Source organism: Streptomyces sp. McG3 (assembly GCF_018619185.1).
Classification (GTDB): domain Bacteria; phylum Actinomycetota; class Actinomycetes; order Streptomycetales; family Streptomycetaceae; genus Streptomyces.
Genome location: NZ_JAAXYC010000004.1, coordinates 1 through 12,304 on the forward strand (window position 1 = coordinate 1; position 12,304 = coordinate 12,304).

Below are 12,304 nucleotides of genomic sequence, written 5' to 3' on the forward strand. Positions count from 1 at the left end.
GCCCTGGTCCCGCCCCACGCCACGCTGCCGGTGATCGGCGGCAGGCTGGAGCTGGGCACCTGGCAGTCGGTCTGCCTGGTGGACACAAACACGAGCAATACCAACCGTCAGGTTCGGTTGAGCTTCTTCGGCGGGTGAGCCGATCTGGTTGCACGATAGGCGGTAAGTCCGGCCGCACCAACCGGATGCTCGGGCCGTGCCCGAACCTGTCACGCAGGCCTGCTTGAGCTCTCTCCGTGCAATCTGGTTGGTCACTAAACTTCACCACCGGCTCTCGGTAAGGTGCCCGTAAAGACATGCGGAGCGGTTCTTGAGCACGTAACCACGAGCGGCTCTGGCGTTTGACCCTCGCGTGTCTCATCGCCCACACGGCTGATGTCGGCGCCCGCGGGCACCGAGCCATCCTGTCCTGCGCATCGCACGACCGCCCAGGAGCCTGCTGGCATGGAACGCTGGACTCCGTCTGGAGCGTGAGTTCGTCGAGTACGGCGTGGGCCTGCCATCAGGCATCCGTCAGAATCCGGCGTGAGCGCGTATGACTTACGTATGGGGGTGCCGCGCCCTTCCCGGTGTTTCCTAACGTGACCGGGATGCACGATCCAACTCCCGCGCCCGCAGGGGCCGACGGGCACGAGGACGTTCTGTGGCGTCCGGAAGCGCGCCCGGCCGCCGTCATCGGAACGGCGTTCCTCGTGGCCGCTCTGCTCATCGACGCGGTCGGCCCCGGTGTCACCCTGGCCCGCACGGCGTGCTGGGGCTGTCTGGCGGCGGTGCTGCTCCTGGTTCTCTTCCCGCCGAGGATCAGTCTGGCCCCCGGACGACTGCTCGTCCGGGGGCTGTTCACCACGAGAGTCGTCCACACGGACCGGCTGTCCGCTCTCCAATGGCCTGCCGACGTGTCCGAGCGCGTGGTCCTGACCGATGTCCGCGGCACCCGGGCCCAACTGGACTTCTGCCTGCTGCGCGCCAACCCGTCTCTCTGGCTCCAACTGGAGGCCGATGCCCGCGAGTCACGCCGGTGTGGCAGCCTCGTACGGGGTACGGCCTGTCTCGACCGGCTCGCCCGCCGGATGGACGAGGAAGCGGCGCGGTCGGTCTTCCGGTCGTCCGGGATCGATTAGGGGCTCACGGTGGCTGTACGAGGCGACGGTACGACTGCGGATCTTCCGACGAACGTCATCAGGACCGCATCCGGTTCCCTGGAATACCGGTGGGAGCCACGTGATGGTCCGGTGATCGTCGTGCTGCACGGGGGCCATATGCGGGCCGGGCTGTCACTGGGGGAGAAGGTCTACCGTGCGGCGGGATACTCGCTGCTGGTTCCCTCGCGGCCCGGCTACGGCGCCACGGACCTGTCGGTCGGGGCGGCTCCTGAGGACTTCGCCGACGCCGTGGCCGCCCTCTGCGGGCTTCTGGGGATCGATCAGGTCAAGGCGTGCGCCGGGGTGTCGGCGGGGGGTCCGACCGCCGTGGCCCTGGCTGCCCGGCATCCCGACCTGGTCCGCCGGCTGGTCCTGGAATCCGCTGTCGGACCGCTCTCCTGGCCGGGAGCGGGAACGAGAAGGCTCGGACGTGTCGTGTTCTCGCCCCGGTCCGAAGGCGCGGTCTGGCGGCTGACCCGGTGCTTGCTCGAGCGACGCCCGGAGGCAGCGTTGCGCATGTTGCTCGCGGAGCTGACCACGGGGCGCCCCCAGGATGTCCTCGACCAGCTGTCCGGGGAGCACCGGGCCGAAGTGACCGCGCTGCTGTCGTCGATGCGTTCCGGCCGAGGATTCGTGAACGACCTGGCTCAGCTCGGTGGGGGACGGAAGTCCTGGGAGGGGCGCGTCGCGCAGCCGGCGCTCGTCATCGCATCGAGGCGCGATGGTTCCGTTGCTTACGGCCATGCGGTCGAACTCGCGCGGATCCTGCCCCGGGCCGAGCTGGTGGACAGCGAGGCGGCCGGTCATTTCGTGTGGTTCGGCCCCGATCGGAACCGCATCGAACAGCTGATCACCGCGTTCCTGGCGCAAGGCGCCACGGCAGGCGGAGGGTGAGACGGGCGGGTGGGGTGACTGCGGAGGTCAGGCCTGGCCGCCGTCGTACTGTTCCCGCCAACGATCGATCAGCGCCGCCATCTCCCGCTGCATGAAACCGTAGAAGTCCTGCATCTCGTCCAGGCGCAGACCCACGACGCTTTCCCTGCCCGCGATCTTGATGCCGCCCGCAGCGGCGTCCCACATGCTGGCCAGCAGCGTGTTCTGGTTGCCCATCAGGGTCGACCAGGCGTGCTTGCGGAAGCGGTAGTGATCGCGACGGCTCCCGGGGGCGGGTACGCGCTCGATCATGCCGGTCGGAATCAGCTGGTTCACCGCCCCTGACACTGCACCCGAACTGATGCGCAGCGACTCGCAGAGTTCGCCGGCGGTCATGGTCTCGTGCTGGCTGAACAGCAGTGCCGTCATCACCCGTGCCGTGGTCTTCTGCATGCCGCCTTGGGAGAGGGTCAGCGCCAGCTTCTCTGCGTGTTCGCGCAGTTCCTGGTCCACGTCCTCCGTGTCATGCATGCCGAGCCTCCTCCTGAGCCGGATCCCCAGGATACATACAAACCTTAACGCTCTGAGCGTTCAAAGATCTCTGAAACTAGGCTATGTTTCGGGTATGGAAAACGTGATTGAGCTCCGCGACCTCACCAAGACGTACGGCACGCGGCGCGGTCTCACCGGCCTCACCCTCGATGTGGTCCAGGGTGAGGTGTTCGGCTTCCTCGGTCCGAACGGCGCCGGGAAGTCCACCACGATCCGGCTGCTGCTGGACCTCATCCGGCCCACGGCCGGCCGGGCTACCGTCCTCGGGCTCGACCCGCGGGGCGACGGCGTCCAGTTGCGCCGTCGTGTCGGATATCTGGCCGGTGACTTCGTGTGCGACGGGCGCCAGAACGTCCGGGCCTACCTGCGGTTCCTGGCGGAGTTGCGGGGAGGTGTCCCGCAGACCCGTATCGACGCTCTGGCCGACCGGCTCGGCCTGGACCAGTCGACGAAGATCAAGAAGCTGTCGAAGGGCAACCGGCAGAAGGTCGGACTCGTGCAGGCGTTCATGCACACCCCGGAACTGCTCATCCTCGACGAGCCGAGCTCCGGACTTGACCCACTGGTCCAGCAGGCGTTCCTCGACATGGTGACGGAGGCCGCCGCGGGCGGCCAGACGGTGTTCATGTCCAGTCACATCATGAGCGAGGTGGAGGCCGTCGCCGACCGGGTCGGCATCATCCGCGACGGGAGCCTGGTCGCCCTGGACACCGTGGCGAACCTCCGCACCGGAGCGATCTGTGATGTCGAGATCACCTTCGAGGCAAGCGTCCCGGTGAGCGCCTTCGAGGGGCTGCCCGGTGTGGGCCGACTCCACCTCGACGAGGCGGGCACGCGGCTCACCGGTCAGATCTCGGGGCCGCCGGACGCCTTCATCAAGGCTCTGGCCCACTTCTCCGTCACCGGCCTGCGCGCCACCGAGCCCGCTCTCGACGAGGTCTTCCACGCGTACTACGACGGGGCCGAAGCGGCGCCGCGCACCGACTCGACCACTCTCGCCTGACTCGGCACTCTCGCAGCTCCACCACACCGGTACGGAAAGGATCCACCCCCATGAGCGCCGCCGCAATCCTCACCAAGACGCTGTCGGACAGCCGTCGAGGTCTGATCGGCTGGTCTGTCGGCACAGCACTGGTGGGGATGGTGTACGCCAGCACCTACCCCTCCCAGCGCGAGAACGTGGACAGCATCCCCGAGGCCCTTCGTCAGAGCCTCAACGTCGACGGCACGGCTGCCGGCTATCTGCAGGCCTCCGTGTTCGGCATCATTGTCCCGCTCCTCGCGATGATCTACGGCGTGACCATGGGGGCGAGGGCCATCGCCGGAGATGAGGAATCAGGGCAGCTCGATCTGCTGCTCGCGCACCCCATCACACGGACCCAGCTGGTCCTTCAGCGGTTCGGCGCTCTGGTGGCCGGAGCGCTGGGCATCTCCGCCCTAGTCTGGCTCGCGGTCCTAGCCGTGCGCGGCAGCGCCGAGCTGACCAGCGTCAGCCCCCTCCAGTTCCTGGCCCAGTGCTTCAACCTGGCTCTCCTTGCGATCACCTTCGGTGCTCTCGCCGTCGGGGTCGGAGCCGCTGTGGGCCGACGCGCGGTGGCCCTGGTCGTCGTGGCCATCGTGGGGGTGCTCTCGTACACCGCCAGCACCTTCGCCACGCAGATCGGCGCCGACTGGATCGCCCACCTGTCACCCTTCCACTACTACATCGGTGGAGAGCCGCTGCGGAACGGTTTCCAATGGGGTGATGCCGCTGTGCTCGTCATCGCCTCGGCGATCTTCGTCGCGGCCGGTCTCGCTCGTTTCAACCGTCGAGACATCAACAGCTGAGGCTCCGCCGCAAGGGCACTCCCACCATTGCTGGGGTCGACTCTGGGGGGCACCCTGATGCACTGATCGATGGGTGGGAGCCAGACTTTCCGGCAACGACCCGACTTATCGGAGTGGGAAGGTGATGGGGTGTCCACCGTCGACAGCGGGATTGCGCCGCAACCCAACGTGAACGATCCGGCGATCTACGACTGGTATCGCATGATGCGGGACAACCATCCGGTGCACCAGGATCCGGGTACCGGATGGTGGGTGGTCTACCGTTACGCCGACGCGCGCAATGTCCTGACCAATCCGGGCACGTTCTCTTCCGAAATGCATCGGATGGGGTTCCCCGAGTCGGGGCTGGAGAGTCTTCCGCAGATGGATCCGCCCCGGCACACGCGCGTCCGGAGGATTCTTGGTACCACTTTCACGCCCAGTTCCATCGCGGCGTACGAGCCCCAGATCGTTCGGATCACCAACGAGATACTCGACGACCTCTCCGACCGGGATGAAATCGACCTCGTCGCTGATCTGGCGTACACCGTGCCCATCGCGGTCATTCTGGAGATCCTCGGCCTGCCGGCCGAGGACCGCCATCTCTTCTACAACTGGGCTCGCAAGGTCATGAGCGTAACGCCCGAGGAGATGGCGCAGGAGGGATACCTGGAGGCCCTGGGCGAGCTGCAGCAGGAAGCGATCACCTACCTTCGGGAGAAGGTCCGCTCACGCAAGAACAAGACCGGCGACGACATGCTGACGCGGCTCGCCAACGCCGAACTCGACGGTGATCGACTCACCGAGGACGAAACGGTCAACTTCGCGAACGTGATGTTCGCCGGCGGCCACATCAGTACGACGATGACCATCGCCAACTCGGTGGATCTTCTTGATCTGAACCCGCAGGCGCAGGCCGACGTGCGGGCTGACCGGAAGCTGATAGGTCCGGCGGTCGAGGAGGTGCTCCGACATCGGCCTCCGATCACGACCGGGCTGCGTGCATCGACCAAGGATGTCGAGGTTGCCGGCGTCACGATCCCGGCACACCAGCATGTCGCTGCCAGCTTCTGCTCCGCCAACCGGGACGAACGACAATTCCCCGATCCGGAAACGTACGACATCCACCGGAACAGCGAGGGGCGCCACTTCGGGTTCGGCTTCGGGACGCACCATTGCATTGGCAATGCTCTGGGTAGGCTTGAGGCGAGGCTGGTCCTCGGCGTGCTCTTCGATCGTTTCAAAGAAATCACGGTCGAACGTGACGGCGACCTCGTCTGGGCCATCCCGCCGCAGATGGTCGGCTTCGAGAAGCTGCCGGTCACGCTGCGCAGAGCCTGACAGGCTCGCATGAGGGTGCTCGGAGGCATGACAGCTCCGAGCACCCCCATGCTGTCGGGTGGTGAGTCGGGGAGGCGCGGGGTGCAGCCGACAGCGACAAGCCTGCGTTAATTTTGGCTGCGTTCCTTTTCTTCCGGCGTCAATCGCCCATAGCTTCCCCCTGTTCGTTCGTCGGCAGGTTCTGGAGCCTTACCGGGTTCCTCTTCAGGGGGTGTGGCGAATGTGGCGTGACTGCGGGCTTCTGGAGCGCGAACGTGAGATCGATCTGCTGGATGACTCCTTGCGTCGAGCGCGGGACGGCAAGGGCCGTCTGGTCCTTATAGAGGGTGAACAAGGTTCTGGCAAGACAAGTCTCTTGCACGCTCTGCGCACTGCGGCGGAGGAAAGAGGATTTCGCGTGCTTCGCGCATGCGGAAGTGAGTTCGAGAGCGATTTTTCCTGGGCTGTTCTGAGGCAGCTCTTCTGTGATGCGGCTGATGGGGAGCGGTCAGAAGGGGCATACCGGAATTTCGGGGCGGCCTCGATCGAGAAGGTTCTCTCCGGCTGCGGGGCGGGAGAGGGTGCGACGGGGCCCGTCGCGACAGATCTCCACCCCGCTTTTCGGAGCATGTTCGGTACATGTCGCGAGATATCTGCCGCTGAGCCGTTGCTACTCATCATCGACGAGGCCCAGTGGGGTGACGTCGAATCCATGCGTTTCCTTGCATACCTGGCGAACCGCATCGAGGACTACGGCATACTGATCGTTCTCACGGCGACCTGTGCGAAACGCGGACCGATTTCGGATCTGCTTATGACGGCGAGCGCCTCGGCGTCGGCGTCCTACCACCGGCTGTCGCCGCTGACCAGGGAAGGCGCACGGCGACAGATCGTGGAACGGGTCGGCCGCGAGGTGCCCGAGAGTGTCCTGCGAACCTGCTTCGAACTCACGGAGGGCAACCCGCTCCACCTGGCCGAGCTCCTCGACGAGATTGTCGGGCAGGGGCTGGAGCCCGATGAGGCGGCGGTTGCGGAGATCTCCCTGATCACTCCCGTACGCATCTCGTGGAATGTCGGGAGCCGGCTCCGGAAACTTCCCGCCAACGCGACCGTGTTGGCGGAGGCCATCGCCGTGCTCGACGACCAGGCCGAGCCGCGGCACTGCGTCGGAGTGACCGGGCTGGGCGAGGCGGAGCTGCTCGACGCGGCAGGATGCCTCAGAGACGCCGACGTGCTCAGACCGGGAACACCGTACAGATTCCGGCACCCTGTGGTCAGGCAGGTCACCTACACACAGATGTCTCCGCGGGATCGCGGCAGCGTCCACCGCAGATCGGCTCGAACGCTCCAAGCCGCAGGAGCCTCGGCGCGTGAGGTCGCGGAGCATCTGGTCCGCACCGATCCGCTCGGTGACACGTGGAGCGTGTCCGTGCTGCACTCCGCTTCCTCCGGGGCGATGAAGGAGGGCGACCCGAACGCGGCGATCCGCTATCTCCGGCACGCCCTCGCGGAGCCTCTCTCCGAGGAGCGTGAACTGGCCACGCTGGCGCGGCTCGGTTCTGCGGAACTGCGTGCCCACGACCCGTCGGCCATAGAGCGTCTGCGGGAGGTGAAGACACGCGGGGGGGAGCCGGAGGGGCGGAGATTAGTCCGTACCGAACTGGGCGTTGCACTCGCCGCTTCGGCCCGGTACGAGGAGGCTCTGATCCTTCTCGGCCAGGACCGGGAGCAGATGCCCGAGGACACACGCGCGTTCGCGGCGGTGCTGTCCCGGCTTGCCCCGTCGATGTCCGAGCGTACGCACCCCTCCTTCGTGCCCAGCGGGGGAACGCGGTCTCGCGCCGCTGTCGAGGCTCTCCTGCGGTGCGCGCCGCTGCGGCGCGTCCGCCGACTGGCCTCCGCCGCGCTGTCGGCCGGTGAGCGAGAGGCCTTGCACGACACCGGCCTCACCCCGGGCTCCATCGCCGCGTGGGCGCTCTCCGAATGCGACGAACTGGACGGCGCGGAAAGGGCGCTGGACGATCAGCTGCGCCGGGCGACGCGGGCGGGACAGCTCCTGACCGTGGACACGGTCAGGAGTTTGCGGGCCCGGGTCCTCTACAGCAGCGGACGACTTGCCGAGGCCGAAGCCGCCGCACGTTCCGTACTCCGGCATCAGCGCGCGACTTCCCTGCGCCCCCTGTCCGTGCCCCTGGCGGCCGCCGTCCTTGTGCACTGCCTGGTCGACACCTGCCGGCCCGATGAGGCCGAGGCCTTCCTGGGGAAGACGGGGTTGAGCGGGGAGCTGCCCGAAGCCGCCATGTTCCTTCCCCTGCGCGCCGCCCGGGGCCGGTTGCGGATCAGACTCGACCGCTTCGACGACGGTCTCGCCGACATTCGCAGTTATCGTGAACTCGCCGCCCGGCATGGGTGGTGGCACCCCTCCGCCGTCTGCGACTACCTGTCTGACGGCGTTCGCGCCGTGGTCCGCTCCGACGGATCGGAGCAGGCGATCGACCTGGTCACCGACGAACTGGCCCGAGCACGGGCCTTCGGTGCCGCCAGGCCTCTGGCTGTGACCCTGCGTACCTATGGGGAGCTGCAGGGCGGAGCGGGAGGCCTCGCCCTCATCGAACAGGCCCAGAGCATGCTGGCCGGGCTCCCCGACACCCTCGAACACGCCCGCACGTTGATAGCGCTGGGAGCCGCGAGGCGTCGCGCCGGACAGCGCAGCGAGGCCCGCCGACGGCTCACCGCTGGCATGAACCTGGCCGGGAGCATCGGGGCCGTGGATCTCGAGAACGAGGCCCGACAGGAGCTGCGGCTCGCGGGATCACGATCCGTTCGCGGTGAGGTGTCTGCCCCTGTTCCCCTGACTCCGGCAGAGGAACGCGTCGCCTGGCAGGCGGCCAAGGGGCTGAGCAACCGCGAAATCGCCCAGGCGCTCTTCGTCACCGTCAAGACCGTCGAATGGCACCTGAGCCAGACCTACGCCAAGCTCGGCATCGGCAGACGGTCCGAGCTGCCGGACGTGCTGGACCCGGCCTCCGACGCCGAAAACACCGCCAGGTCCGCCTGATTCCGTCCCCCGGCTCTCATGGACTCCGCGGACTGGGGTCTCTGCTGGGGCTGTACCTGGGGCGGAGACGGCGCTGCTCGGCGAGGCTTGCCGACAGTTCACCGGGGGTGAGCGAACACCGCTCGCCCCCGGAACCTCTTCCCTCGACGGAAAGGCGGGATCAGTGCACAGCACTGGCGAGAAGCGGCACGAGGAACTGTCCGACGCCGAGCGTTCCTTCGTCGACGCGGTCGCGCGGCATTACCACGAGGCACACGGGGTGACGTGGGAGAAAGGCCGCGTCATGGCCTGGATGATCATCAGTGATCCGGTCGAGCAGACCCTGCCCCAGATCTGCGCGGCCGTCGACGCCACCCCCGACCAGATCGAGCAGCTCATCGAGCAACTCGTTCTGGCAGGCCTGTATCAGCGCATCGAGACTCAGGGAGCGGAGACGCGCTACCGGCTCGTCGACGACGGATACCCGAAGGCGGTGTCCGACACCTTCGCGAGCTGGCCGGAGTACCGGGGCATCTTCCAGTACGGACTGGAGGCGCTGAAGGATGCCAGCGCGGAACGCCGCAGGCGCATAGCGGAGATCGAGGAGCTCTTCGGGCACATCGTCGGCGACCTCGCCGACATGTCGCGGCGCTGGGAGCAGCACCGCGAGAACGCCTCCGTCTGACCCCCGACCCGCGCAACGAGGAGACCCCGCCATGGCCACGGAAACCGCCCCCACCGCTCTCACGGAGAGCGAGAAGATCTTCGTGGAGAAGGTCGCGCAGTACTACTACGAGAACGACGGCATGCCCCATGAACGAGGCCGTGTCGTCGGCTACATGATGATCTGTGATCCGGCGGCACAGACCGCGGACGAGATCGCCCTGATGCTCGGCGTGGAGCGTGCGGCGATCGACCGTATCGTCGACCAGCTCACCCCCGAGAACGACCCGGTGAGCGTCTTCGAACGAACCGGCGCTCTCAGCGAGAACTACACGCTGCGCCTGCGCGAGAACAGCTGGGCGCCGAAGGTACGGGGCATCTTCTCGGAGTTCCCCGACTTCCACCGGATCGCGGCCACCGGCCTGCGAGAGCTGCGCGCGGAGGGCGCGTCCGACGAGCGGCTGCGGCGGCTGGCCAACATGGAGCGCTTCCTCGGATTCGTCAGCTCGGAGATGCCCGTGATCCTCGAACGCTACGAGAAGAACCGGTCGTCCGGGAACGCCTGATCCGCGACAGGGGCACGCCGAGGAGCGGAAAGGAGACGACGGTGTCGGTGACGGAGATCGGGCCCGTGAGTCAGCGCCGCAGAGCAGCCGTGGACATCCCCCCGGAGGCTCTGGGAAGCGAGGAGTTCCGAGCGGACCACCAGGTGCGCTACGCCTACGTGGCCGGCTCCATGTACAAGGCCGTCGCGTCGGAGGACATGGTCGTCCGCATGGGCAGGGCCGGACTCCTGTCGTACTTCGGCGCGGGAGGGCTGAACCAGGAGCGGACCGCCGCCGCGGTACGGCGCTTCCAGCGGGAACTGGGTGACGGCCCCTGGGGACTGAACCTGCTCGCGAGCCTGGAGAACCCGGCGAAGGAGGAGGAGCAGGTCGACCTGCTCCTCCGCCACCGGGTTCGCCGGGTGGAGGCCGCCTCCTTCCTGCGTCCGACCGCCGATCTGGTCCGGTACCGGCTCTCCGGGGTGAGCCAGGGGCGCGACGGCAGGGTGTGCGTCCCCAGCCGGGTCATGGCGAAGGTGTCCAGGCCCGAGGTCGCCGACGGCTTCCTCGGACCCGCGCCCAGGGAACTGGTCGACGGGCTCCTGGCGGAAGGGCGCATCACCGCGGCGGAGGCCGAACTCGCCGACCGGGTGCCTCTCGCGGACGACATCGTCGCCGAGGCCGATTCGGGAGGCCACACCGACCAGCGCCAACTGGTCATCCTGCTCCCCGAACTCATCGCCCTGCGGGACCGGACAGCCCGGAGGTTTCCCGCCGCCGCCCGGATCCGGGTCGGCGCGGCAGGAGGTATCGGGGTTCCCCGCGCGGCCGCCGCGGCGTTCGTGCTCGGTGCCGACTTCGTGCTCACCGGCAGCATCAACCAGTGCACGGCGGAGTGCGGCACCAGCGATCGCGTCAAGGACATGCTCCAGCGGGCCGAGGCCCACGACATGGCGATCGTGCCCGCCGGCGACATGCTGGAGACCGGTGCGCGCGCCCAGGTACTCCGGCGCGGTCTGTTCTATCCGGCCCGGGCCAACAAGCTGTACGAGCTCTACCGGCGCCACGACTCCCTGGAGGACCTGGACCCGCGGACCGCCGAGCAGCTGCAACGCCGTTACTTCCGGAGGAGTTTCGACGAGGTCTGGGAGGAGACGCGCACCTACTACCGGCGCGCCAACCCCAAGGCCCTCGCCCTGGCGGAGAGCGACCCGAAGCACAAGATGCTCCTGGTCTTCAAGGCCTACTTCGTGCAGTCCATCCGGCTGGCCATGAGCGGCTCCGAAGCCCACCAGGTGGACTACCAGATCAACTGCGGACCGGCGCTCGGAGCCTTCAACGAGCTCGTGCGCGGCACGGACCGCGAGAACTGGCGCGACCGGCACGTGGACGACCTAGGAGAGATGATCATGCGGGGCGCCGCCTCGATACTCAGCGAACGGTTCGAAGCTCTGACGTCCGCGAACATCCATCGGGGGCAGCGCCCGTGACACTCATCCACCTCTTCGCCGGTCAGGGCTCCCAACGCGTCGGCATGGGAAGGGATCTGCTCGCCGCCTATCCCAACCTCGTCCGGCAGGCGGACTCCGTCCTGGGGTACTCGGTCGCCGAACTCTGCCTCGATGGACCCGCCGAGCGCCTCGCGGACACGCGCTACACACAGTGCGCGGTGTATGTCGTCGACGCTTTGGCGTACATCGATTCCGTGCGGACCAGCGGCCGGATCCCGGAGGCGCTGGCCGGGCACAGCCTCGGGGAGTACGCGGCACTCTTCGCCGCCGGCGTCTTCGACTTCCGTACCGGTCTCGAGATCGTCGCCAAGCGCGCGGAGTTGATGGCGGACGCGGGCCCCGGCGCGATGTCGGCCGTCATCGGGCTGGGCGAGGACCGCGTCCGGGCCCTCCTGGACTCCTCCGGGCTCCCCGTCGACATCGCCAACCTCAACGCTCCGGACCAGATCGTGGTCTCGGGGCCGCGTGAAGCCGTAGGGGAGGTGCCGGCCCTGATGTCCGGGCACGCCCAGACCGTCGTTCCGCTCCGGGTCAGCGGCGCCTTCCACTCCCGCTCCATGGCACCGGCCGCCCGTGAGTTCGCGTCGTTCCTCGACGGCTACGTGCTGGCCCGGCTGAAGATTCCCGTCATCGCGAACACCACCGGGCGCCCTTACGACGACGACATCGCGGGCACCCTGTGCCGCCAGCTCCACTTGCCTGTCCGCTGGAGCGACACGGTCGTCCACCTGCTCGGGCTGCCCGACCCGGAGTTCCGTGAGATCGGGCCCGGCAACACGCTCACCGGGTTGACCCGGCGCATCCAGGCGTCACTGCGTGCATCGGTCGTCACCGCATAGCCGCGTCCGGCCGCAA

The 12,304-nt window shown here is 67.7% G+C and carries 12 protein-coding genes; 11 read left to right on the plus strand and 1 reads right to left on the minus strand.

The window, feature by feature from the left end; genetic code table 11:
- The 3 genes from HET64_RS01150 to HET64_RS01160 form a co-directional block, all read left to right on the plus strand.
- The coding region (locus HET64_RS01150) for a YjbQ family protein (protein ID WP_215101337.1) at positions 1 to 138 on the plus strand (138 nt) is incomplete at its 5' end.
- Between the two features lie 452 nt (positions 139 to 590).
- Positions 591 to 1,121, plus strand: a complete 531-nt coding sequence (locus tag HET64_RS01155) for a hypothetical protein (protein WP_215101257.1) — start codon at positions 591 to 593, stop codon at positions 1,119 to 1,121.
- Positions 1,122 to 1,232: 111 nt separating this feature from the next.
- Positions 1,233 to 2,036 (plus strand): alpha/beta hydrolase, encoded by an 804-nt coding sequence (locus HET64_RS01160; protein WP_308369709.1) that lies wholly within the window; start codon positions 1,233 to 1,235, stop codon positions 2,034 to 2,036.
- A gap of 27 nt (positions 2,037 to 2,063) precedes the next feature.
- On the opposite strand, the gene HET64_RS01165 is transcribed toward HET64_RS01160, so the two are convergent.
- Positions 2,064 to 2,546 carry a GbsR/MarR family transcriptional regulator gene (locus HET64_RS01165; RefSeq protein ID WP_215101261.1) on the minus strand — a complete coding sequence of 161 codons (483 nt, stop codon included), beginning with the start codon at positions 2,544 to 2,546 and terminating at the stop codon, positions 2,064 to 2,066.
- A gap of 94 nt (positions 2,547 to 2,640) precedes the next feature.
- On the opposite strand from HET64_RS01165, the gene HET64_RS01170 reads away from it, so the two are divergent.
- The 8 genes from HET64_RS01170 (at position 2,641) to fabD (ending at position 12,288) form a co-directional block, all read left to right on the plus strand.
- Positions 2,641 to 3,570, plus strand: coding sequence for an ABC transporter ATP-binding protein (locus HET64_RS01170; protein ID WP_190009728.1), 930 nt, complete (start codon positions 2,641 to 2,643; stop codon positions 3,568 to 3,570).
- A gap of 50 nt (positions 3,571 to 3,620) precedes the next feature.
- Positions 3,621 to 4,394 (plus strand): ABC transporter permease subunit, encoded by a 774-nt coding sequence (locus HET64_RS01175; protein WP_190009730.1) that lies wholly within the window; start codon positions 3,621 to 3,623, stop codon positions 4,392 to 4,394.
- Between the two features lie 129 nt (positions 4,395 to 4,523).
- Positions 4,524 to 5,714, plus strand: a complete 1,191-nt coding sequence (locus HET64_RS01180; protein WP_190009732.1) for a cytochrome P450 — start codon at positions 4,524 to 4,526, stop codon at positions 5,712 to 5,714.
- Positions 5,715 to 5,934: 220 nt separating this feature from the next.
- Positions 5,935 to 8,751 carry a BREX system ATP-binding domain-containing protein gene (locus HET64_RS01185; RefSeq protein ID WP_215101263.1) on the plus strand — a complete coding sequence of 939 codons (2,817 nt, stop codon included), beginning with the start codon at positions 5,935 to 5,937 and terminating at the stop codon, positions 8,749 to 8,751.
- Positions 8,752 to 8,914: 163 nt separating this feature from the next.
- The gene (locus tag HET64_RS01190; RefSeq protein ID WP_190009736.1) at positions 8,915 to 9,415 is read left to right on the plus strand and encodes a hypothetical protein; all 501 of its coding nucleotides are present in this window, start codon (positions 8,915 to 8,917) and stop codon (positions 9,413 to 9,415) included.
- 31 nt (positions 9,416 to 9,446) lie between these two features.
- Positions 9,447 to 9,959 (plus strand): hypothetical protein, encoded by a 513-nt coding sequence (locus HET64_RS01195; RefSeq protein WP_190009738.1) that lies wholly within the window; start codon positions 9,447 to 9,449, stop codon positions 9,957 to 9,959.
- 41 nt (positions 9,960 to 10,000) lie between these two features.
- The gene (locus tag HET64_RS01200) at positions 10,001 to 11,428 is read left to right on the plus strand and encodes a PfaD family polyunsaturated fatty acid/polyketide biosynthesis protein (protein ID WP_215101266.1); all 1,428 of its coding nucleotides are present in this window, start codon (positions 10,001 to 10,003) and stop codon (positions 11,426 to 11,428) included.
- A complete protein-coding gene (gene fabD, locus HET64_RS01205; RefSeq protein WP_215101268.1) occupies positions 11,425 to 12,288 on the plus strand; it encodes an ACP S-malonyltransferase in 864 nt (287 codons plus the stop codon). The genes HET64_RS01200 and fabD overlap by 4 nt, the downstream gene beginning before the upstream one ends.
- Positions 12,289 to 12,304: the final 16 nt, after the last annotated feature.